The organism is Bacillus sp. PDNC022, assembly GCF_016919285.1.
Taxonomy (GTDB): Bacteria; Bacillota; Bacilli; order Bacillales; family Bacillaceae; genus Bacillus; species Bacillus safensis.
This window is the reverse complement of sequence record NZ_CP070345.1, coordinates 3,322,383-3,345,315: the sequence shown is the minus strand read 5'-3', so window position 1 is coordinate 3,345,315 and position 22,933 is coordinate 3,322,383. Positions and strand designations below refer to the sequence as shown.

Annotated in this window: 21 protein-coding genes; 7 read left to right on the top strand and 14 right to left on the bottom strand. The window is 43.0% G+C overall.

Annotated features, from left to right (window positions below):
- Positions 1 to 84 precede the first annotated feature (84 nt).
- The 7 genes from JVX94_RS17075 to JVX94_RS17045 form a co-directional block, all read right to left on the bottom strand.
- Complete coding sequence (locus JVX94_RS17075; protein WP_205183905.1) at positions 85 to 1,503, bottom strand: response regulator; 1,419 nt, start codon at positions 1,501 to 1,503, stop codon at positions 85 to 87.
- A complete protein-coding gene (locus JVX94_RS17070) occupies positions 1,497 to 2,939 on the bottom strand; it encodes a sensor histidine kinase (protein WP_197197626.1) in 1,443 nt (480 codons plus the stop codon). Before JVX94_RS17070 ends, JVX94_RS17075 begins: the two co-directional genes overlap by 7 nt.
- Positions 2,936 to 3,937, bottom strand: a complete 1,002-nt coding sequence (locus JVX94_RS17065; protein WP_205183902.1) for a sugar-binding protein — start codon at positions 3,935 to 3,937, stop codon at positions 2,936 to 2,938. The genes JVX94_RS17070 and JVX94_RS17065 overlap by 4 nt, the downstream gene beginning before the upstream one ends.
- Positions 3,938 to 4,005: 68 nt before the next feature.
- Positions 4,006 to 4,461 carry a GNAT family N-acetyltransferase gene (locus JVX94_RS17060; RefSeq protein ID WP_034624591.1) on the bottom strand — a complete coding sequence of 152 codons (456 nt, stop codon included), beginning with the start codon at positions 4,459 to 4,461 and terminating at the stop codon, positions 4,006 to 4,008.
- 120 nt (positions 4,462 to 4,581) lie between these two features.
- Positions 4,582 to 5,181 carry a bifunctional 4-hydroxy-2-oxoglutarate aldolase/2-dehydro-3-deoxy-phosphogluconate aldolase gene (locus JVX94_RS17055; RefSeq protein WP_205183899.1) on the bottom strand — a complete coding sequence of 200 codons (600 nt, stop codon included), beginning with the start codon at positions 5,179 to 5,181 and terminating at the stop codon, positions 4,582 to 4,584.
- Entirely contained in the window at positions 5,153 to 6,169 is a 1,017-nt protein-coding gene (locus JVX94_RS17050; RefSeq protein WP_205183896.1) for a sugar kinase, read from the bottom strand. The genes JVX94_RS17055 and JVX94_RS17050 overlap by 29 nt, the downstream gene beginning before the upstream one ends.
- Positions 6,170 to 6,255: 86 nt before the next feature.
- Positions 6,256 to 7,266 carry a LacI family DNA-binding transcriptional regulator gene (locus tag JVX94_RS17045; protein WP_144471978.1) on the bottom strand — a complete coding sequence of 337 codons (1,011 nt, stop codon included), beginning with the start codon at positions 7,264 to 7,266 and terminating at the stop codon, positions 6,256 to 6,258.
- A 258-nt stretch (positions 7,267 to 7,524) separates the two neighbouring features.
- Here JVX94_RS17045 and kduI point away from each other — a divergent pair, with 258 nt between their 5' ends.
- From kduI to JVX94_RS17020, 5 genes are all read left to right on the top strand, one after another.
- Positions 7,525 to 8,352 carry a 5-dehydro-4-deoxy-D-glucuronate isomerase gene (kduI, locus tag JVX94_RS17040; RefSeq protein WP_203128919.1) on the top strand — a complete coding sequence of 276 codons (828 nt, stop codon included), beginning with the start codon at positions 7,525 to 7,527 and terminating at the stop codon, positions 8,350 to 8,352.
- Between the two features lie 8 nt (positions 8,353 to 8,360).
- Complete coding sequence (gene kduD, locus JVX94_RS17035) at positions 8,361 to 9,131, top strand: 2-dehydro-3-deoxy-D-gluconate 5-dehydrogenase KduD (RefSeq protein ID WP_193900917.1); 771 nt, start codon at positions 8,361 to 8,363, stop codon at positions 9,129 to 9,131.
- Between the two features lie 103 nt (positions 9,132 to 9,234).
- Positions 9,235 to 10,701, top strand: a complete 1,467-nt coding sequence (locus JVX94_RS17030) for a spore germination protein (protein ID WP_205183893.1) — start codon at positions 9,235 to 9,237, stop codon at positions 10,699 to 10,701.
- A gap of 3 nt (positions 10,702 to 10,704) precedes the next feature.
- A complete protein-coding gene (locus tag JVX94_RS17025) occupies positions 10,705 to 11,805 on the top strand; it encodes a GerAB/ArcD/ProY family transporter (RefSeq protein ID WP_111290681.1) in 1,101 nt (366 codons plus the stop codon).
- Positions 11,802 to 12,947: a Ger(x)C family spore germination protein gene (locus tag JVX94_RS17020; RefSeq protein ID WP_095409723.1), complete on the top strand. Its 1,146-nt coding sequence runs from the start codon at positions 11,802 to 11,804 to the stop codon at positions 12,945 to 12,947. The genes JVX94_RS17025 and JVX94_RS17020 overlap by 4 nt, the downstream gene beginning before the upstream one ends.
- 212 nt (positions 12,948 to 13,159) lie before the next feature.
- On the opposite strand, the gene JVX94_RS17015 is transcribed toward JVX94_RS17020, so the two are convergent.
- Positions 13,160 to 14,557, bottom strand: coding sequence for a bifunctional glycosyltransferase family 2 protein/class I SAM-dependent methyltransferase (locus JVX94_RS17015; RefSeq protein WP_144471972.1), 1,398 nt, complete (start codon positions 14,555 to 14,557; stop codon positions 13,160 to 13,162).
- Between the two features lie 136 nt (positions 14,558 to 14,693).
- Positions 14,694 to 16,058 (bottom strand): sugar porter family MFS transporter, encoded by a 1,365-nt coding sequence (locus JVX94_RS17010; protein WP_144471970.1) that lies wholly within the window; start codon positions 16,056 to 16,058, stop codon positions 14,694 to 14,696.
- Between the two features lie 257 nt (positions 16,059 to 16,315).
- Here JVX94_RS17010 and JVX94_RS17005 point away from each other — a divergent pair, with 257 nt between their 5' ends.
- Positions 16,316 to 17,281 (top strand): LCP family protein, encoded by a 966-nt coding sequence (locus tag JVX94_RS17005; protein WP_048237597.1) that lies wholly within the window; start codon positions 16,316 to 16,318, stop codon positions 17,279 to 17,281.
- A gap of 361 nt (positions 17,282 to 17,642) precedes the next feature.
- Positions 17,643 to 18,524, top strand: a complete 882-nt coding sequence (locus JVX94_RS17000) for a Cof-type HAD-IIB family hydrolase (RefSeq protein ID WP_172400662.1) — start codon at positions 17,643 to 17,645, stop codon at positions 18,522 to 18,524.
- 56 nt (positions 18,525 to 18,580) lie between these two features.
- On the opposite strand, the gene JVX94_RS16995 is transcribed toward JVX94_RS17000, so the two are convergent.
- From JVX94_RS16995 to pgsB, 5 genes are all read right to left on the bottom strand, one after another.
- Positions 18,581 to 19,804: a C40 family peptidase gene (locus tag JVX94_RS16995; protein ID WP_111290673.1), complete on the bottom strand. Its 1,224-nt coding sequence runs from the start codon at positions 19,802 to 19,804 to the stop codon at positions 18,581 to 18,583.
- Between the two features lie 108 nt (positions 19,805 to 19,912).
- The gene (gene edmS, locus JVX94_RS16990; RefSeq protein WP_087976066.1) at positions 19,913 to 20,083 is read right to left on the bottom strand and encodes an extrachromosomal elements maintenance protein EdmS; all 171 of its coding nucleotides are present in this window, start codon (positions 20,081 to 20,083) and stop codon (positions 19,913 to 19,915) included.
- The gene (locus JVX94_RS16985) at positions 20,080 to 21,246 is read right to left on the bottom strand and encodes a CapA family protein (protein WP_111290671.1); all 1,167 of its coding nucleotides are present in this window, start codon (positions 21,244 to 21,246) and stop codon (positions 20,080 to 20,082) included. The genes edmS and JVX94_RS16985 overlap by 4 nt, the downstream gene beginning before the upstream one ends.
- An 18-nt stretch (positions 21,247 to 21,264) precedes the next feature.
- The gene (pgsC, locus tag JVX94_RS16980; RefSeq protein WP_007497520.1) at positions 21,265 to 21,714 is read right to left on the bottom strand and encodes a poly-gamma-glutamate biosynthesis protein PgsC; all 450 of its coding nucleotides are present in this window, start codon (positions 21,712 to 21,714) and stop codon (positions 21,265 to 21,267) included.
- A 15-nt stretch (positions 21,715 to 21,729) separates the two neighbouring features.
- Positions 21,730 to 22,911, bottom strand: coding sequence for a poly-gamma-glutamate synthase PgsB (gene pgsB, locus JVX94_RS16975; RefSeq protein ID WP_039181962.1), 1,182 nt, complete (start codon positions 22,909 to 22,911; stop codon positions 21,730 to 21,732).
- Positions 22,912 to 22,933 lie beyond the last annotated feature (22 nt).

Here is a 22,933-nt window from a genome sequence, read left to right as displayed (position 1 = left end):
ATTTTGTAAGCGTTATCAAAATAAGTATAATGGCAGATCCTTGCTTTTTTTCAGGCAAATTTCTTCACTTTTTTATGAAATTCTTCATTTTTTTACGGCCTGATTTCGATATTCCTTCGGTGAACAGCCGACCATCTTCTTAAACACTCGGCTGACGTAATTAGGATCTGTATATCCTGCCTGATAGGTAATTTCTTTTAAGCTAAGCGAGCTGTCTATGAGAAGCCTTTTGATTTTATCCAGCCTGCAGGCTGTCACATACTCTTTAAATGTCAGACCAGTCTCGTCTTTAAATCGTTTTGTGAAATAGGTTGGACTTAAATCAACATAAGCGGCCGTTTGCTCAAGCGTGATCTGTTCACAATAATGCGTTTTGATGTAACGTTTTGCCCGTTCGATGTCATTTATGGTCTGGGTTCTCGCTTCATACACGTCAAATAGGTGTTCACAGCACTGGCGGCATTCAGCTGCGGTGCTGATTGTCAATATCGATAGGTCTGTACGGAGACGCGATTTGAAGAGAATCAACAGTTCTTTTACTTGTGACATCGTCGCGCCCTCTAATTGAAAGGCATCAAATAAAGCCAGCGCATCCTCTCTTCTCCCTTCTTCCATCGCCTGCATCATGCTGTCTGCAAGCTCCGGCAGATGAATCAATGGACCGGGCTTCACCTCTGTTTGGTAAAAGCCATAACGAACAACGCCGCCACTCTTTTTTCGCTGATAATAGGAAAGCTTCGCCTCTGCTGCACTTTTCTGAAGGTGAAGCGGGTTTGAGACTGGATGCCCTATGCCAACGACAGGTGAAGGCTGACCGTTTGTCATGGCAGCTCGAATAGCTTGCAGCACCTCTGCCTTTAGCTGACCTGGTCCTTGCTGACTATAAATGAGGCATGTAAACAGTTCACTTCCCATCTGAATCGGTACCGTATGAAATCGTGCAGATTTCTGCAAATGAATGATTAGCTGATCTCCGCCTGTCCGCTGAGCAGCGATGATCAGACCTGCTTCATATTCGGAAAATAGTTGTTGAAACTCCATGTCGGTATAAGATTGACCGTTCATGACATGGGCTTCAAGCCATTTTGACCGCTGATCGGCCGCTGCCGCCTGCCGCTGAGACGTCTCCTGCTGAATCTCTGCTGCTACAAATCGAATGGCTGCGATGGTTTCGTCTTTGTCAGCTGGTTTGACAAGGTATTGTTTCACCCCTTCCTGCATCGCTTGCTTGGCATAATCGAATGTATCGTAGGCTGTTAGCATAATAAATTTTGTATGAGGACTGATTGCTTTGATTTGTTTGATCGCTGTCAGTCCATCCATTCCAGGCATCTGAATATCCATGAGCACAAGATGAATGGGCTCAGATCGCACAAATTCAACCGCCTTCTTTCCATTTTCCGCTTCTCCTGCTAGATGACACTCTGGAAGCCATTCGGTTAAGAACTTCCGCATCGCTAGCCGTTCTATTTTTTCATCATCGACAATCAGCACGTTCAGCATGCCGGTCCCTCCTTCATCGGAATAGCCAATTGTATGGTGGTGCCTTCGTTTGGCTTTGAATCAATTTGAAGGGCATCTTGCACCCCGTAAAACAAGCGCAGTCTTGACATCACATTTCGAAGACCGATTCCTGTCGAGTGGCCTTTACTCAATATGTTCGGATCTTCCTCTTCTTTTTCTGACAGCAACCTTCTTTTCTCTTGTTCATTGATGCCCATCCCATTGTCCCGAATCCGAATCATCACATAGCCGCCTTCTTGATAGATCGAGAGCTCGACAAGTCCCTCTTCCTCCTTTGGCTCGACGCCATGAATAAAGGCATTTTCAACAAGCGGCTGTAAGGTGAGACTTGGGATATGTACAGATAAACACGATTCATCGATGGATGTTTTGCACGTAATACGATCGGCAAATCTCGTTTCTTGTATATGAAAATATTCTTTCACCACTTTCACTTCTTGATCCAATGTAACGGATGTACTGAGAGCAGACAGCGAATACCGCATCAGCGTGGAAACAGATTGAATCAACCTCGATGTGGCTTCCGCTGATTCTAAGTAAGCCATACGTGAAACGATATTTAATGTGTTAAATAAAAAATGTGGATTCATTTGATTTTGCAGCGTTTTTAGCTTCATGTCTTTGATTTTTTGATCCAATGCTGCCTTTTGTTTGATCTCTTCAATCATCATTTTCATCTCTTGCCGCATTCGCTGAAAGGCTTCATTTAAAACAGATATTTCATCCTTTGAGGTAACATGCAAATTCATTCCATCAAAATTTCCTTCTGATACTTCTTTTACGCTTCGGGACAGATGAACGATTGGTCTTGATATCCCGCCAGCAATCATATACGCCATCCATAAGGCGACCCCGATTGATAACGTAAACAGGCACAAGGTAAAGAGCGCATAGGTTTGATGCCTTTTTTGAAGAGATTGATAGAGTACTTGATACTCAGATAATTCATCATCAAGCAGGGTCATCGTCTGCTCTTGTATATAGGAGGAGACGGTTCTCACTTCCTTCACACTTGCAGCATATTCTTCAATTTTCCCTTCTTTCACATGTGTCATGGTCGCATCACTTTCATTGATGAGCGTCCGCATCATATATTGATATTTTTCAATAGAAGGAATCGCCGCATGAAGACCGGCATCCTTTCGCAGCGCTTGATCGTATGATTTCATTTTCTGTTTTGACGTAAGGTATTCTTTGGCAAACTTCCGATCCTTTTCAATGGCATAGGCATTGACCTTTTCATACATCGTTTTCGCCTCTGTCGATATATCATTGAGCAGGAGAAAAGAACGGAAGCTCCGGCTATATTCTGATGTGATTTTTGAACTGCTCCAGTAGACAAAAAAAGCGGCTATGTTGCCAAGAAGCACAAGGATTAAAAATGCCAATAACAGCTTACTTCGAATCCTTCTCATGGCTGCATCCCCTGCTTTCTTTCTGTTTGCTGAAGAGGCAGATCCCCGCGCCGGATCACACTCGTTCCCGTGTACTGAAGCGGTTCTTCTTTTTCACCTTTCTGCAAACGAAGAAGCGATTCAACCGCTTGATAACCCATTTCATAAGGATGCTGCACGACCACAGCATCAATTGTCCCATCATCAAGCGCCTGAATCGTATCAGGCAATGTGTCAAATGCAAGCACATAAAAATCAGTGGACGATCGATACTGTGCGATTGCTTGAATGATGCCTGCACCATCTAATGCACTTGTACCATAAAATGCAGTGAGCTTCGCATGATCGTTTAATAGTTTATAAGCGGCACCTGAGGCACCTGACTTCGTAATGGCTGATTCTTCTATTCCAGCAATATGAATGCGTTTTTCAGCAGCAACGGCATCTCGAAAGCCCTTGACGCGCAGCTTTTGATGAATGGCATCCAGCCTGCCTGTGACAATTCCTACATACTGTTCACCTTTTGTATCTGCGATGAGTGCCTGCCCTGCGATAAATCCTGAATAGTAATTGTCCGTTCCTACATACACTTGACGTTTGCTCCCTTCTGCATCCGTATCGACGGTGACGACATCAATTCCTTTTTCCCTCGCCTTCTGAAAAAGCGGTTTGTATTTTTTCGCATCAAGTCCCTGCGTCATAATGCCATCAACATGCCCAGCGATGGCCATATCAATGGTTTTCAGATGATCGTCTACATCCGCTTGCTTTGGGCCCAAATATTCTAGATACACGTGATGAACGTCTGCCGCATCAGCCGCTCCTTTTTGTACAAGCTGCCAATATTCGTTATCAAGTTCCTCCGGTACAAGAACAAAATGATATTGATACGTTGACGCCGCTTTTTCGGAAGCGCTTTCAATTTTAAATAAATCTTGACCTAATAACGTTAAGAAGATGACAGATACCACACAAAATGTGAGAAATGCGCCCATTCCAATCCACTTAGATAATTTCATCGTATCCTCCTCCTTTCACTATTTCCGCATAAAAAAAAGAGCTGCTTATAAGCATACTCTCTCGACCTCTATAATTCCTTTGTCATAAATAAACTGTTTGGATCTTCTTGATATGTACCAAAAGGCGGACAATACTGAAATCCAGCGCTCTCATATAGTTTTCTTGCTGGTTCAAAGAAAGCCATTGCCCCTGTCTCTAAGCTGACACGTGTGTAGCCACGCCGTTTTGCCTCTTGGAGAAGATGATTCAGCATATACCTCGCTACGCCTTTTCGCATATGGAGGGCGGCGGTTCTCATCGATTTGATTTCCCCATGTTCACTTGACAGTTCTTTTAACGCTCCGCAGCCAAGAAGCTCCTCTCCATCTCGCACACTCCACACGGTGACATCCTGTTTTTTCAAATCAGTTAATGGAAGGGCATGAATGCTTTCTGGCGGCGAATGCTCCTTCATTTCTTCTAGATGTGCGGTAATCAGCTGGTCAATTCGTCCATCCGTGAGTTCATCTTGTAGAATGTACATTTCCATCACTCCTTCACGATCATTGTACGTGAAGAGTTGAAATTTCATCTGCTGTTATGTCAGATAAACGAACAAACAACCAGCATCCACGAGCCAATTGTTTGTTCTTTTTACAAGTATTTATGAGGAAAGAACGGCTTGTAATTCCTCTGCTGTACTGCTTTCAAGCTGACTTCCGACACCGACAGCCACCGCGCCTGCTTTGAGCCACTTTGGAACATCAGCTGGATGAATGCCGCCCGTAGGAATAAATTCAATCTCTGGAAATGGACCTTGCAGGTTTTTCATATAGGATAAACCGAAGGAGCCGCTTGGAAAAAGCTTGAGCAAGCAGTAGCCATCCGCTTTCGCCTGCATAATTTCACTTGGGGTGAGAACCCCTGGTACATAGAGTGTGTCGTAAAATGAAAGTTGTTCTCCAATCATAGGATGATACCCTGGACTAACGATAAACTGTGAGCCTGCCTCAATGGCTGATTGTGCCTGCTCCAGCGTCGTAATTGTTCCCGCTCCTACAATGAGATCCTGCTCCTCTTGGAAGGATGCGATGATGCGTTCAGCATTTGGCGTGGTATATGTCACTTCAATGGCACGGACTCCTTTTTTCTTTAAACGCTCAATCATTTCAATGCCTTCTGCTTCACTACCCGCTCTCACCACTGCAATTAATTTACAAGACGCTAGCTGCTTTTTAACGTTCAAACTTGCTGACTTTCCCATATCTCTCATCCCCTTTCATGTACTCCCGCCTTTGATATCGCTTGGCTTCTTTCATAAAAGCCTGAAGCTCCTCCCGGGTAGGCAGTCCGTCCTTATCGCCAGGTGACATCACTGCAAGTGCCCCGACCGCATTGCCTCTTGTCACGGATTTTTCATCTGATAAGCCGTCAAGCAAGCCGCTAATGACACCCACTGCAAATCCATCACCAGCTCCAACTGTATCTACGACATCCTGCACATAAAATCCATTCACAATTCCCTGACCGGCTGCACTTTTATAAAAGGCACCTTCTGCTCCTAGCTTAATGACCACTAGTTTGACACCTTTTTGCAAATAAACATCTGCAATCTCTTCTGGCTCGTGACAACCCGTGAGCCTTTGCCCTTCTGCAAGCCCTGGAAAAAACCAATCCACTTGCGAGGCGATATGATTCACCGTATGAATCATATCTTCCTCCTCTTCCCATAGCTGAAGCCGAAGGTTTGGATCAAATGAAATGGTTTTGCCCGCTTCTTTCATTTCTTTAAGAGCACGAAAAGAAAACGCTCTCATTTCACTAGATAAGGCAGGCGGAATACCAGTCATATGAAGGTGGCCTGCCTGTTTGAAATAGGCGGCGGGAAAGTCACTTGGACTCATTGTGCTCGCAGCAGAGCCTTTCCGATAATACGTGACGTCAGGGTCTCCATCCAGCACTTTTGATTTAAGTAAGATTCCCGTTTGAGACCCCTCATCTGAACGGAGCACTGCACTTGTATCGACCCCTTCTTTTTGAAGCTCTTCTAAAATAAATGTGCCAAGTGAATCTGCTCCGACTTTGCTCATCCATCCCACATGAAAGCCCAGCCGCGCCAAGCCGACAGCCACGTTACTCTCTGCACCAGCAAGCGCCTTTTGGAATGTATGCACTTGATGAAGCTCTCCGACTTCTTTTGCATAAAACATCGCCATTGATTCCCCAAATGTGACCGCATCCAATGCTTTCACTCATTTCTCCCCTTTCTCGGTACCGGTTTCAAGTTAGTTAAAAAAGAGAGAGCATGCACGTATGTATACTCTTCTCTGCCTATCGATTATAAAGATTTCCTCACAATGATTTCTCCATCAAGCTGAATGGTTTGGGGCGCACTTTCATCCCCTTCTAGCCGCGTCTTGATTTTTTGCATGGCTGCTTTCCCCATTTCATGAGATGGCTGGGCGACCGTTGTGATTCCAGGTCCAATCAGCTTATACCATTCTGTATCATCAAACCCTGCAATGCCTATTTCTTTAGGAATGTTCATCCCAAGCTCTACAAGTTCACTAATCAGCTTCAACATGAGTAATCCATTACCGGCTAAAATCGCTTTTTTCTGTTCGTTTGATTGTAAAAAACGAACAATCTCTTCACGTATTTGTTCCTTTTGCTTTAAATCAATCTCTGCAATGATCGGCTTCTTATGTTTACTCAAAGCTGTCTGTTCATATGCTTCCTTTCGTTCTTCACGAGGGCTGATTCCATCGACAGGCTCAGTAAAAAAAGCGATGTGATCATAGCCTTTCTCATACATTTGTTGAAGCAGCCGGATTGTGATATCACGGTTGTTCGTGGTCACTGTGTCAACTTTCAGTTCAGGCAGCTTCCGGTCCACAAGAACAATCGGTACACCGTTTTTCTTAAAATCCTCAAGAATGTCATTGTTCTGTCCTGTCGTATTGATGATGAGTCCTTCAATATAATGTGCATTCAGCTTAAGAAGCATTTCCCGTTCTTTTTCTGGACGATTATCTGTGTTGCACACCATGATGCTGTATCCATATTCATCACAAATCTCTTCGACCCCGCGAAGTGTTGCCACTGAGAATGGATTCGTAATGTCGGCTACAATAAACCCAATGACCTTACTTTTTCTGACTTTCAGTCCTTGAGCGAGCTGACTCGGACGGTAATGGAGTTCCTCAATGGCTTTCTTGATTTTCTTTACCTTTTCTGAAGAAATTTCATTTGTTCTGCCATTGATATATCTGGATACAGTTGATTTCGAGACCCCTGCATAAGCTGCAACTTCGTTAATGGTCACTTTCGTTTGCTTTTTCTCTTTCATTCAAAAAACTCCCACAATTGATCTTCTCATTTGGTTCGAAACCGATTTCAAATAAACTTAAAAAGAGCATATCATAATTAAATGCATTTCAGAAGATTTTTTTGCATGATGAGGGCAAAAATTCATCTAATTAGATAAAAAGAAAGCGATTTCAAATTAACAGTTGACGGCGCACTCTTTTTCCTCTAAAATTTTCCTTGAAACCGATACCAAATAAATATCAATATTTGTTTCAGATGGAAAGGGAGGCTTATCCAAATGGAAAATCGTTATGCTGTACATCCTGAGCAGGTCAAACGTTTTACAACAGAGGAACTTCGTCGTCATTTTCATATTCCTACGCTTTTTGTCAGTGGTGAGTTAAAGCTCTATTACTCACATGAGGACCGCGTGGTGATTGGCGGAGCGATGCCGTCAGCAGAGCCGATCACACTAGATGCTGGAGACTTTTTACGGACGGAGTATTTTCTTGAAAGACGAGAAATCGGGATTGTGAATGTCGGCGGACAAGGAACGGTCACTGTTGATGGTGAGGCCTTTGTGCTGGAGCATAAAGATTTCTTATATATTGGTCTTGGTCACGAAGATGTACAGTTTGCTAGTTCATCAGGCGAGCAGGCCAAGTTCTATTTAGTATCAGCCACGGCTCATAGAGCGTACCCTACGCAAAAAGCAGCTATCGCTGAATTAACACCCAACCACTTAGGAGAAGCAGCTGCCTCCAACGTACGAAACCTGTATCAAGTCATCCATGCAGACGGCATTCAAAGCTGTCAGCTTATGATGGGCATCACTCAGCTTGAAACCAATAACACATGGAATACGATGCCTGCTCATATTCATGATCGCCGGATGGAAGTGTACTTATATCTTGATATCGAAGAAAATGCACGTGTCTTTCATTTTATGGGGGAGCCATCTGAAACAAGACATCTTGTTGTGGCCAATGAGGAAGCAGTCATTTCACCTGCTTGGTCTATTCATTCAGGCTCAGGTACAGCGAATTATTCATTTATTTGGGCAATGGCAGGCGAAAACTATACGTTCAAAGATATGGACTTTGTCCCAATGGATCAGCTGAGGTAACGAGGGTGATGACAACTTCATATGTAGCGTCCCTCTTTTCCCTTGAAGGAAAAACAGCCCTTGTGACAGGTCCTGGAACCGGTATTGGGCAAGGCATTGCCGTGGCGCTTGCCAAATCAGGCGCAAATATCATTGGTACGTACCATCACACACCGCTTGAAGAAACAAAGGCACTTGTCGAACAGGCAGGCCGAACATTTCATGCGGTTCAGGTTGACTTTTCTAACCCTCAGTCTGCAAAGCAGGATGTCGACGCCATATTAAAGAAGCATACAATTGATATTTTAATCAATAATGCTGGAACGATCAAAAGAGAGCAGGCGGCTCACTATTCAGAGGAAGATTGGCATACGGTCATGGATGTGAATATCAACAGTCTCTTTTTCCTCACGCAAAAGGTTGGACAGCAGATGCTGAAAAACGGGCAAGGGAAAATCGTCAATATCGCCTCCCTTCTATCGTTTCAAGGCGGCGTCTTTGTTCCCGCCTATACAGCAAGTAAACATGCTGTCGCAGGGCTGACGAAAGCTTTTGCCAACGAATGGGCGCATCAGCATATTCAAGTGAATGCGATTGCGCCTGGGTATATTGCGACCAATAACACACAAGCCCTTCGTGACGATGAAAATCGAAATGAAGAGATTCTCAAACGAATCCCCGCCGGGCGCTGGGGAAAGCCTGAGGATCTAGCCGGTGCGGCTGTTTTTCTTAGCTCACCAGCATCTGATTATATGAACGGCCACATTTTAGCCGTTGATGGCGGCTGGCTTGCAAGATAAACAGACGAGAGAATTCCTATTCGGGGATTCTCTTTTTTCTATTTGCATAATTCCCCACCTTCCGAGTCACTCTATAAAAAACATGTGATGAGGGTGAGGTATTATGAAAAGTCGTATTGAACAAGATATAGCGTCCGTCATTAAGCGTGTCAAAAGCTTTGCCGGAAGAAGTGATGATATCGTGTTCCACTCTTTTTCATTTGGTCCTTCCACTATTTCTGCATGTCTCGTGTACGTTGAAGGACTCACAGAATTTGAGATGCTTTCTAAGCAAATCATTTCACCAATGCAAAAGGAACTGGACATCACTGAGGTTGATTCTACTACACTTTCCTCCCTTTCTAAAACGTTCTTTGGCATTCAAAGTGATGTGCTGGATGATATGAACCTTGCCATCGAGCAGTTATATAGCGGCAGGGCTATTTTATTTGTAGATGGAGCGGCTCAAGCACTTGCACTCCATACAAATCTTTTTCAATTTAGGGAAGTAGAAGAGCCGCAATCTGAAGTTCTTGTAAGAGGACCACGGATCGGATTTATTGAGAATCTTGAAAAAAACACGGCTTTACTCCGTGAACGGGCAAACGACCCAAATCTTGTGATTCAAAAGGTGAGTATCGGTACTCGCAATAAAAAATCCGCTGCTCTTGTGTATGTTCGTGATATTGCTGATCCTAAACTAGTAGAAGATGTTCTATCACGCATGGCCGAAATCAAAATGGATGACATCCCTGAAACCGGCTATATTGAACAGCTGATTGAGGACAGTCACATCTCCATTTTTCCACAGATCCAAAACACAGAACGTCCTGACCGGGTGATTGCATCTGTGCTTGAAGGCAAAGTCTCGATTTTACTCGATGGGACTCCTTTTGCTCTCATTTTACCTATGACGCTTACAGCTTTGATGCAATCTCCAGAGGATTATTATCAGAGGTGGACAAGCGCGACTCTTTTGCGTTTACTTCGTTATATTGCCGTGCTGCTCACGATTTTTTTACCCGGCCTTTACATTGCACTTGTCTCTTATCATCCCGGTTTATTACCGACAAGAATGGCACTCACCATCGCAGGGAGCCGGCAGAATGTTCCCTTCCCTCCTGTTGTCGAAGCCATTCTCATGTCTTTTACGATAGAGTTGCTGCGGGAAGCTGGACTCCGGCTTCCAAGAGCCATCGGCCAGACAATTGGGCTCATTGGCGGCGTTATTATTGGTCAGGCAGCTGTCCAAGCCAATATCGTCAGTGCCTTAATGGTGATTATTGTGTCGCTGACCGCACTAGCTGATTTCACGGCACCGTCATATGACTTTAGTTTCCCGCTGCGTATTTTGCGGTTTATGGCCATTTTTAGTTCAGCATTGTTTGGATTATATGGCTTAATCATGTGTTATTTATTTGTGCTTTGTCACCTGATGCAGCTAAAGACCTTTGGTTTTGACTATTTCACACCAGTGCTTTCTTCACCGTTTTCAGATTTAAAGGATACGTACGTTCGTTTACCAATCGGGCTATTTAAATCCAGACCGAAAACAGCAAAAATAAAAAATCTCAAAAGACAAGGAGATTAAACGATGTACAGACCTGAAAAGCTATCATTGTTACAAGTCACCATTCTGTGCAGCTCTACAATGATAGGCGCTGGAATTTTAACCATTCCACGCAGTTCTGCCAATTCAGGATACCCTGATGGCTGGATCATTGTATTAATACAGGGCGTCATCTTTGCTTTCGTTGCTTTTTTGTTGGGCTGGATTGCCGAAAAGAATGCACCAGACACCATTTTCGAGTCAAATACAAAAGGAGCGGGCGCATTCTTTGGCACAATCTTTAATTTAATGCTGATCGCCTATTTACTAGGCATTGTCGGCTTTGAGGCACGTGTCCTTGGGGAAGTGGTTCAGTTTTTCCTGCTGCAATCGACTCCCATGACCGTGATTGTGATGATTTTTTTACTCGTGGCGATCTATCATTTGAAAAGCGGTATCTTTCCAGTCGTCAAAATGGTGACCTATATTTATCCGATCACCATGGTCATTTACATAGCGCTCATGCTGTTTTGTTTAAAAATATTTGATTTTGATTATTTGCGCCCTGTGATGGCGCATGGTTTTAAAGATTTTAGTAACCTGTTCTCTCAAACCTTTATTCAATTTACAGGCTTTGAAGTCATTTTGTTTGTTGTCCCGCTCATTTATAAAGACAAATGGTCTAAGGCAAAATGGGCGGCTGCGATCGGGGTTGGGATTACTTCTCTTGTATATTCCCTCACACTCTTTATAGTGATTGGCTCCATGACCGTTGGTGAAACGAAATCTCTCACTTGGCCGACAGTTTCCCTCATTCAAGCGCTTGAACTTGAAGGGGTGTTTATCGAACGTTTTGATATTTTCTTACTGACGATCTGGACGTGCCAGCAGTTCATTTGTATGCTGGGCTTTTTCCAATTTGCGATTAAAGGCTGCTTCACCGTTTTTAAAACAACCAATATAACGAGACTGTTATGGCTGTTATTTTTGATTACATCAGCACTCTCACTTTTCCCTAGAAATATCAATGAAGTCTTTTACTACTCTACTTTACTCGGCTACGCATTGTTCGCAGTTTTAGCCATTCCTTTTATTACAGCTATCCTGCTGATGATTCGCAAAAAATGGGGAGGTCGTTCCGCATGAGAGGAAGGCGTGTAATGTTATTCTTTATTTCCTGCTGCCTTTTCCTTCTATCAGCAGGCTGCTGGGACTTAAAGGATATTGAAAAACTATCGTTTGTACGCGGTGTGGGCATTGATGAACAAGATGAGAATGGAGTTAAGCTGACCTACCAAAACCTTGTACCGAAAACGGGCGGAACACAAGAAGCCGATTCTCCCGGCTATGTGAATGTTGTCTCGAAGGGAAAAAATGTGCTGGAGGCTGTCAGTAATGTCGCCTTGAAGGACCCGCCGATCTATAGTGATCACCTGAAAATATTCTTGTTTGGCAGAAATCAAGCGGAGCATCACGATATTCAAGGAACACTCAATCATTTTATTCGTGATGATGAGGTTCGGCGCAGCAGCTATCTCCTCGTGTCACGAGGTGATGCGTCAAAAGTCATTAACCAAAAATTGAAATCACAGCAAAAGGTACCAGTTGAACATATCTTCGAAACATCAAAAAACCGAGACTTTAACGGAAAGATCGCACCGCCAACACGTATTGGACGGTCGTCTGATTACTTTCAGATGGGCGTTAGCTTCCTTGTGCAAAGTGTAGATGTGATCGACAGTGAAATTATTTATGATGGGGCAGGAATCATACATGGGAAAACGAGAAAGCTGATCGGTTTTATCCCAGCAAAAGATGTCCAATCTTTAAACTGGGTAATGGGCCGTATCACTGGCGGCGTTGTACCTGCCACCTACAAGGGTTATCCGATCACGTTTGAAATAAAAAAAGCAAAGACGAAGGTCGAGCCCTACCTGAAAGATGGAAAGGTTTCCTTTAAAATTAGCGTAAAAACAAATGGAAAATTGTCTGAGGATCAATATCCTCCTGAAAACTCATTCGATGAGCAATACATCAAACGATTTGAGCGGATCTTTGCTCGTAAAATTAAAGAACGCATTCAAAAAGCAGTTCATCATGTGCAAAAAGAAGTGGGTGTTGATCCCATATTTTTTAACCAGCAATTTCGTATGAAATATCCTGACTATTGGGATCAGCATGGTACCGAGTGGGATAGGCTATTCCAAGAAGCAGACATTGATTATGATGTCAAAGTCAGCATCTTGAATTTTGGTGCAGAAGGTGCAACGAAAAGCTTCAAATGGTAATGCAAAAAGGCGTCCGAAGGACAGCTGCCCTCAGACTGTTGACAAAGGGCTAAAATGATCTTGATTTTAGCCCTTTCTCTTCTTTTTAGCGTGATAGAAAACCTTTGCATTCTTGGAAGGTCGAGCACCGGAACGGACCGAATTTGACATTCGTGAGTACCGGAGCGCAGACCTGACACCGAATGCGAGGGTTTGGCTACACGCTAAGGCGGTTATCCCGAAGGGGAGCCGCCTTTTTTACGCACGACAATGAGAAGCTGATACAAGGTCACATGGTCAGACAACGCTTTTGTTTGAAAGCCAAGTGACACTCCTATTCTTGCCACTTCGTCAAAAAACAATTGGACGTTTTGATCAATCTGTACATTGATCCGCTGCTCGATCACGCGTTCAAACAGATGGTCTGGGAAAAGCGCACGCATGGTGTTTGGTGTGAAGAACCGCATATGGGTTCGATCTAAAATTCCTACATCTTGATACGTAAAATCCCCTGTCATTAAAGGTAGAAGCACTTCTGCATGCATCATGTTAGGCAGGCAGCAAATAATGACACCGCCTGGCTTTAAAGATGCGTGCGCTTGTTCAATGATGTGCCAAGGATCTGACACGTGCTCTAAAACATCTGAAAAAATGACCGCATCAAAAAAGGCCTTTTTTTCTGACCATGGGTATTCATCCGCATTTGCCTCGATGACTTCTTCGTAATACGCCTTTGCGACTGCTGCTTTTAATGTATCCGCCTCTACCCCGTACATGTCAACAGACTGACGATTCATTAGTTCAAGCCCGGTAGCCCCTGCGCCGCACCCAACATCCAGCACGCGTGCAGCGTCCTCAGGGAGTAATTCCGCAAAATATGGATGAGGGGTGATCAAATTTAGATCTATGCCCCACTTATTTAAAAACCGAAGTCTGTTCTCAGTAAACAGTGCAGAGATGTTCGTTTCTTGATTGGCATTGAAGGTAGCATGACCATGATGATGCACAAAGGAATCATGCACAATTTGCAGCTGATATCCTTTCAGTAATGAACGTAAGCAAAGATCGTCATCCTCAAATGATCCATAAACGAACCGCTCATCAAATAACCCCACATCCTCGATCAGCTCTCTTTTCACGAGCAAGCAAAACCCTACAAGCCGGTGCACATATGTTCTCTGACCTTTTCTCTTAGACGTATACTCCTTAGCAAAGTCTGGGAGCTCCTTCACATCTGTATACGACGGCTGGACCATCTGGGGGCCGCTCACATAATTAGAGACTGGCCCAACCATCCCAATACGTTCTGATGCGAATAACGCCTCTTTTAATGGAGTAAGCCAGTTTTCCGTCACGATCGTGTCATTATTTAAAAAGAGAATGCTGTCTCCTGAAGCTTCTTTTGCCCCTTGATTACATCCCTTTGCAAAACCTTGATTCTCTTCATTATCAATGAATATCACATCTTCCAGCTCTCTTACATATTCCTTCGTGCCATCAGTTGACGCATTATCGACGATGATGAGTTCATATTGGTCGCTGCTCGTATGATGTTTAATGCTTTCGATACATGTTTTCGTTAAATGCAGTTCGTTGTACGTCAGCATGACAATGCTTGTTTTCCCTTTCATCTCATTTCCACCTTTCACCCGCCTGTTCCATATGTATGTTGTAGGCAGCACGTTCAGAAGATGAGGGAATGTCCTTTCTTGATTAAACGTTTGTTTAACATAGGAAAACCAGCTGCATACAGCAGCTGGCCATTGTTCACACCGTTTTTCCTTCGTCACCTGCGACGGCTCGATTTCTCTTTTTTAAATCTTCTTCAATTTCTTCAAGACTTTTCCCCTTCGTTTCGGTCACTAAGTATTTCACAAATAAGAAGGCGCCTACGCCGATGACCGCATAGATGAGGAAAAGATTACTGATGCCAATCGCGCTTAATAAAGCTGGGAATGTAAGCGAGATGATTAAATTTCCTGTATGAAGGAGGAAGGTCGAGACACCTGTACCGATTCCCCGGACATGTACTGGGAACAGCTCTGGGAGCATCACCCAAACGACAGGACCCCAGCTGACAGCAAAGATGACGATAAAGAGACCTAAACAAATAACGGTTGTCCACCCTGCAGCACTTGACCCCTCGAAAAATCGGTTGACCACTGACAGGACAATTAAACTAAGAACCATTCCCGCATTCCCAAATAGGAGCAGCGCTTTACGTCCTACACGGTCAATGATTTTGATGGCGACAAACGTCATGATGACATTCACTGCACCAATTCCGACAGTTCCTAAAATTGCCGCTGAATTCCCAAAGCCAACGCTTGTGAATGTTTTTGGTGCATAGTAAATGATCGTATTTGTACCGATAAACTGCTGTAGAAAGGCTAGGCCGACACCGGCGATCAATGCTGGGCGTACCCATGGCTCAAATAATTCCTTAAAACCGCCTTTTTCTTCACTTTCCGCCTTTTGAATATCTGAAATTTCTTCTTCAACTTCTTGCTTACTTTTTCTGAGTTTAGATAATATCTCCTTTGCACGGTCAGCCTGTCCGTGGACAAACAGCCAGCGGGGACTTTCCGGCATAAACAAAATCCCACCTAATAAAAGAACAGAAGGAACAACCGCAATTCCAAGCATCAAGCGCCATGCCTCTGCATCCGCTAAAGCGTAGTTCACAATATAGGCAAGAAGAATACCAAATGTGATCATGAGCTGGTTTAAAGAGGACAGTGCCCCTCGTGATTCCTTTGGCGCAAGTTCAGATAAATATAATGGAACAATCGTAGTCGAACACCCGACAGCAAGCCCTAGTACAATTCGGAATAAGACCATCACTTCCGTATTCGGGGCAAAGGCTGTACCAAATCCGCCAATAATAAACAAAATAGCTGCGGCGATGATTGCTTTTTTCCGCCCAAATTGGTCTGTCAATTTTCCAGAAAGAGAGGAACCAAGCATCGCCCCGATTAAAATCGAGCTGACGACAAGCCCCTCTGTGAACGCATTTAAACCTAAATCCTCTTTCATAAATAAGATGGCGCCAGAGATGACACCTGTATCATAGCCATATAAAGCACCGCCAAGGGCGCCGAAGAAATAAAGCCATCCATTCCGATTTTTCATATACATAACCCCACTTTTGTCTCTGTACTCTATGAAAAGTCATTTTCCTCACTTCCTGTCATTTCAAACATTTCGATGTTTTATGACAAATATATTTCATTTGTGTATATTTGAAACTTTTCACGAGAAGGAAACGTCAATTAAGCGTTAATGAAAAAAATGTCGCACTATATCCCGTTTTAAGGTATATTTGTTTTAGTTTGTAAGCAGAAAGAAGGACATCTTTACTATAAAATCATAGCGAGGGTTTAAAATATATGGATCAATCACGAAGTAAACGCAAAGGGAAAAAGCGTTTAAAACCATGGGTGAAAGTCACTCTATTTATTTTTGGTATTCTTTTACTGACGACCGCTTCTGTTACTGGCTATGCCTACTACAAAGTAACAAATGCTGCCAAAAAGGCACAAGTATCTCTAGATCGCGGTGCACAATCTGTGAAACGGATTGAAGCATTCGATCCAGGAAAAGACAGCTTTTCTGTCTTGCTGCTTGGAATTGACAGCAGACCGGGCGAAACAGTGAAACAAGCACGAAGCGACGCAATGGTGTTAGCAACCATTAACCGCACAAATAAAACCGTTAAATTATTAAGCATTCCTAGGGACTCATACGTTAATATTCCAGGCCACGGTTTTGATAAAATTACTCACGCACACGCATTTGGCGGTGCAGATTTAACAGTGAGCACAGTTGAAGATTTATTAGATATTCCGGTTGATTTTGTCATCCAAAGTAATTTCGTAGCATTTAAAGAAATCGTCAACGAATTAAATGGTGTTCCTATTAACATCAAGGATGAGTATCTTGTGAAACAGATTAAAAAGGATACAAAAGGCAAGGTTGTGCTTCAAACTGGAACTCATACACTAGATGGTGATCAAGCGCTCGCTTATGTGAGAACGAGAAAAGCAGATAGTGACTTAATGCGTGGACAGCGACAAATGGAAGTGTTAAAAGCCATTTTCGATAAATCAAAATCATTAACATCTATTCCGTCATACGACAATATCATTGATACACTCGGTGATAATGTGTCAACCACGCTTTCTATGAAGGAGTTAGTCGGTCTTTTCCCTCTTCTGACTTCATTGAAATCGGTTGATACCATTCAGCTTAAAGGATCTGATTACCAGCCAAACGGAGTTTATTATTTCCAATTGGATCAAAACCAGCTGAACGAAGTAAAAACTGAATTGAAGAAGCAGCTTGAATTATCATAAATAGAAGCGTCCCTAAGGGGCGCTTTCAGATTGCTGACAAAGGGGTAAAATGAAGTTTATTTTACCCCTTTGTCTTCTTTTCAGCGTGATAGAAAACCTTTGCAGCCTAGGAAGGGCGAGTACCGGAGCGGAGCGAATTTGACATTCGTGAGTACCGGAGCGCAGACCTGCACCGAATGCGAGGGTTTGCCTACACGCTGGAAGCGTCCCTTTGGGGCGCTTTTTCTTATTTCCTTGATCATTCGCTCATTTTTGTTTAGCCTTGATAGTGAGGAATCAACCATCCTTTTTTTATGAGATTGAAGGAATTCGTACATACTTTGAAGAGGCTGTTGCATGAATGAAGGAGGATTTGACAGCGATGAAAAAAATGATTGCAATTGATTTAGATGGTACACTCTTAAATACAAAAAGTGAAATATCCGCTCAAAACCGAGAGGCATTGATTCGTGCGAAGAATGCTGGATATATTGTGACCATCTGTACAGGGCGGGCAACTTTTGATGTAAAGGAGCTGCTTGGCGATTTGGACATCCCCATTATTGCGGCAAACGGCGGGACTGTTCATACAGAGGGATACGAGCTCTTCAGCCGAATCACATTGGACCAAGAAGCGGGCAAGCGGGCTGCAAAGGCATTAGTGGAACGAAACATTTACTTTGAAGTCTATACAGATGATGCCCTCCTCTCTCCTTTTGATGGAAAAGAGAAGCTGAAGGCAGAATTTGATCTGATCGAAAGCGCAAACCCAAATGAGGATCTCGCTGATCTATGGGAAGGTGCCATGACGCAATTTAAACAATTCGGCATCAAACCAGTGGATGATATCCGTCAGATTTTTGAGTCGAATGAACCGACCTATAAATTACTCTGCTTCTCGTTTGATATGAACAAACTGCATGAAGCTCGAAGTCTTCTGGCAGATATGCCTGAGCTTTCATTGACCTCGTCTGGAAAACATATTATTGAGGTGCTGCCAAAAGAGTCTGGAAAAGGACATGCCCTGAAAAAGCTCGCAGCCCATTATGGTGTAGACCGCTCACATATTTATGCAATTGGCGACAGCCCAAACGATCTTTCTATGTTTGAAGAAGCAGGCCACCGCATTGCAATGGGGAATGCAGTAGATGTCATTAAAGAAAAGAGCACCTACATCACAAAAGGGAATCATGAAGATGGTGTCGCTTATTTTATTGATCTTCTTTTACAAAATCAATTCCATGAAAAAAAGACGCTTGTCTGATCAGCGCCTAGAGAGAAGTCCAGAAGTCCGATACAAGTACTGATCGGGCTTTTTCTTTATTTTTTGATTCTAACAGCCGTTTCGTATTTGTCCTTCCAGTACGTACTTGTTTTCATATTGGTCAAGACAACACCGTTTGAGACAGTGACATGAATGACTTGATTTGATCCTGCATATATCGCCGGCATCAATGATGTTCCGCTGAAGAAGACAAGATCTCCTGGCTTAAGTTCAGAACGTTTCACAGGTGTACCTGCTTTGACTTGACCTGATGCATAGCGAGGCAGCTCAATGCCAAGCACTTCTCGATACACATACTGTGTGAACCCTGCTGTATCAAATCCTTGCTTTGGGTTCGTACCGCCTTTGACATAAGGGACTTCGCCGATATACGTAGCGGCTTTTGATACGATAGGATCCTCTTTCGCAAGCTCCAGATCTGTTAATCGTTTCGCACCTGTCCATTTCTCGCGCCAATATGATTCAGACAAATAAGAAATTGTCACACTTTCAGAACGGCTTGCATGAATAAAGCGGTCGCCTCCAATATACATACCTACATGAGAAATTCCGGGCTTATATGTGTTGCTAAAAAAGACAAAATCCCCAGGGCGAATATCGCCTAATGCCACTTTTTCTCCAACGATCCACTGCTGTTCAGCACTTCGAGGTAAATAGATCCCAAGTGATTTTTCAAATAAATACTGTAAAAATCCTGAGCAGTCGAATCCAGTCTTTGGATCTGCTCCTCCAAATACGTAAGGAATACCTAAATAGGTCATCGCATCTTTCACAAGTGGGTCATCAGAAATTTCTTGTGTGCCAGGCAGTCGTTTGACCGCATAAAATCGATCAGTCCAATATTTGCTTTTGCTGACATCTGTTTTCACCACACCTTGACTAAGCGTGATGTGGATGACCTGATTGTTACCAGCGTACATCGCCACATGTGTCGGGATATCCTTTGTTTCTTCAAGGCTTCGGAAATACACAAGGTCACCGGGCTGGGCTTTTTCCCATGATACCTTTTTTCCAATCTGGTATTGGTCGATTACCTTTCGCGGCAAATCAAATGTTTCTGATGTCTTGTACACGTATTGAATAAACCCAGATGCATCAAAGCCCGTTTTTGGATCGGTTCCTCCTTTATGATAAGGTGTTCCAATCAGCTTTTCCGCTTGCTCCAAAAGAGATGGTGTTTGAGCAGATACTGCTGATTGGGACATGAACATCAGCCCTACGAGCGCACACCCTCCAATCAACATTTCTTTCCATTTCATGATCCTTTCCCTCCTTTCTTCTATAGTTTCGGCATGACACCTTTCATTTTACACTCTATTTCGACAAAAAAAGAGCACGCGATATGCGTGCCCTTTATCCTTTTTAGGTTATTTACCTGCTTCCGCTTTTGACTGCTTTTGCTGTTCAATTTTCTGCATTTCAACCGAAATCTTTTGTTTTTCGTGATCTGTCAGACTGTCACTAAATTTAAAAGCAGACATAAAGACAAAGACTAAAATTAACGCAACAAACGGCCAGCTTGCTTTTAGGAATTTCATTTCTTCTCTTTCCCTCCGTTTTCTTTTAAGTTTTTAACTTTATCAGCGTGATCCACTTCAAAGAAAATGTGTCCGTCTTTTTCTTTCCAATCCGCATTCGTCCCATTGGTCAGCATACGGATAATGGCTTTTGATTCTAGAGATCCTGCTTTTACTGGAGCAGGTGTTGCTTCTTTGATGTACATTGGGACAACTTCAAATGTCGCTTTTCCATCTTCATTCAGATGATACTGAACAAGTGCAGAATCACGTGTTCTTGACCAGCCTTGGTCAAAAATAAAGTTTCCTAGGCTATAGAAAATCGCCGTTCCATTATAGACTTCCATCGGTTCAAGAACGTGCGGGTGAGCACCGATAATGATATCAGCACCGGCCTTAGACATCGCTCTTGCCAATTCTCTTTGTCTGTCGTTTACTTCATTGTTGTACTCCTGTCCCCAGTGAGCATGAACAACGACAATATCTGCCTTTTCAGCAGCCTGCGAAATCATCGGAATAAAGATAGATGGATCGGCTGGCAGAATACCCGCCTGGCGATTCGTTGCTTTGAAATCTTTCCCATACACATCTGTAAAACCAAGTGTAGCAATTTTGACACCATTTACTTCTTTGTACGAAATGTTCTGCTTCGCATCTTGGAGGTTACGACCTGCACCTGTATAATCCATGCCAGTTTGTTCAAAGGCATTGATCGTGTTGTTCAGCCCTTTTTCACCATAATCTGCCGCATGGTTATTCGCAAAGTTTAAGACAGAGAAATTTAAATCCTTCAACGCTTGGACAGAATCTTCATCTGTTTTTAAATGAATATTCTTTTGGGCAGCCTGCTCCTTATCTGATGCGACTGGATGCTCAAAGTTTCCTGTCACATAATCTGACACATCAAAATATGGCTTGGCATAGCGAAAAAGATGCTGTTTTCCATAGCGTTCTGTTACTTTCTCTACGTTTCTACCAAACATAATGTCACCGACAAACGAAGCGGTCAGGATGTTTTCTGGATTCTTTTGTACAGTTGGCACTTGTGCTTTCCCGATAAACGTAAATAGAAATGTACAAGCAATAACGATCGGTAAAGCAATCAGTACATGTTTATTCGTCTTTTTCTTTTGGTTCTTTGTGATTTTCAGCAGCTTTTCCTGAAAGCTCAATTTTTTATTCATCATTGGACACACCTTATCTTAAAATAGATAGTAAACATACATGATGGCAAATGTTGCACCACTTAGAAGTAACGTGCTTCCAAGGGTAATCGTAAGACCTTGCTTTTGAATCGTATTCGCAATCAATCCAGGGACGATGATTCCGATTCCGCGGAATTCTGCTATTTCAAATGGGACCACTGGATAGAAGAAATCAAATATCAGTTTTAAGGCAATCCCTGTAATCAGCATCGCAGCAAACTTTCTGCGTCCGTATAAAATCATAAATTTTGATAGGCCAAAGCGAACGATCACATACGTAAGCAAGCTGACAGATAAGACGACTAAAATGAAGACTGGCTGGTTAAATACGAGCGCTAGATAACCTGGAACAACTAGCCCAGCTGGTACGATTCCTGTTTTTTCTGCAAAGATTAAACTAAGTAGAACACCTAAAATTAACGAGATATAAAGATCTGATCCGAACATTTTCTATATTTCCTCCTAGCTGACAAGCTGCTTAATTTTGTATTCTTGAATTTTTTCGATTAACGGTTCAGCGGCACCATGGATATTGCCGACTCCATAAACCACTCGATTATGAAGCTTTTTCTCAAGCATATTCATAATTTGTTCTGTAGATTGATATTCAAGGTTGTGTAAGTGGTCAGCCGGAATTTTCCCTTCCTCATATGCCTTCACAATTGGATCTGTTGTTTCACCAATTAAGACAAGGTCACTTGCTTCAATATAAGGAAGTACATCCTCCGCAAACTGGATCGTTCTATCTACACGATCCGCACGGCAGTTCATAATAATAATCGGTTCATCTGTTGGATATCCAATTTCTTTCACACGCTTCCAAATGTTCAGTGTAGAGGATGCGTCATTTGCCGCGAATCCATTTACAAAGTGTCCAGGCGTTTTCGCGTCCATTAATGGAAGAATTCTCATCGCTCCTGGATCAGGCGGTGCATTTAACATTCCTCTGAATGCCGTATCTTCATCAATCCCTAATGCTTGGGCAACACCAAGTGCCAGTGAAGCATTATCTGGGAAAACCATGTACTCAAATTTCCGTAAAAACTCATCGGAAATCTTGGAATTATCTGCAACAATGACTTCTGTGTTGCGTTTTTTCGCAATCTCTTTAAAGAAATCCGTATATTCACTATCCGTAATAACCAGGTGTCCATTGTAAGGAATTGTCGCTGTAAAGGCTTCTGCTATTTCATCAAGTGTCGGCCCCATGACGTCCATATGGTCTTCAAGAACGTTTACGATCACGCCAATGTTTGCTTGAAGCAGCTCTTCCTGAAAGATAATTTGGTAATCTGGATTTACCGCCATACATTCACTGACGATGGCATTCGCTCCTCTTTCAACTGTTTCTCTCATAACTTCCTTCTGCTCTCCGATATTCGGTCCTTGCGGTTTCCTTTTAATCGGTTTCTCCTCTGGCGTATCCCAATAAATCATTCTTGCATCCGTTCCCGTTGTTTTACCGACAGTTTTATAACCTGCCTCCATTAAGATACCGGTTGTCAATCTTGTGACGGTAGACTTTCCGCGAATACCATTAATATTGACGCGCACCGGCAGGGCATCGATATTTTTCTGATGACGCTTCTTTTCAATAAAGCCAATCCCTAACATGATGACACAGGCTATAACGATTAACCACATCGCTTATCTACATCTCCTTTTT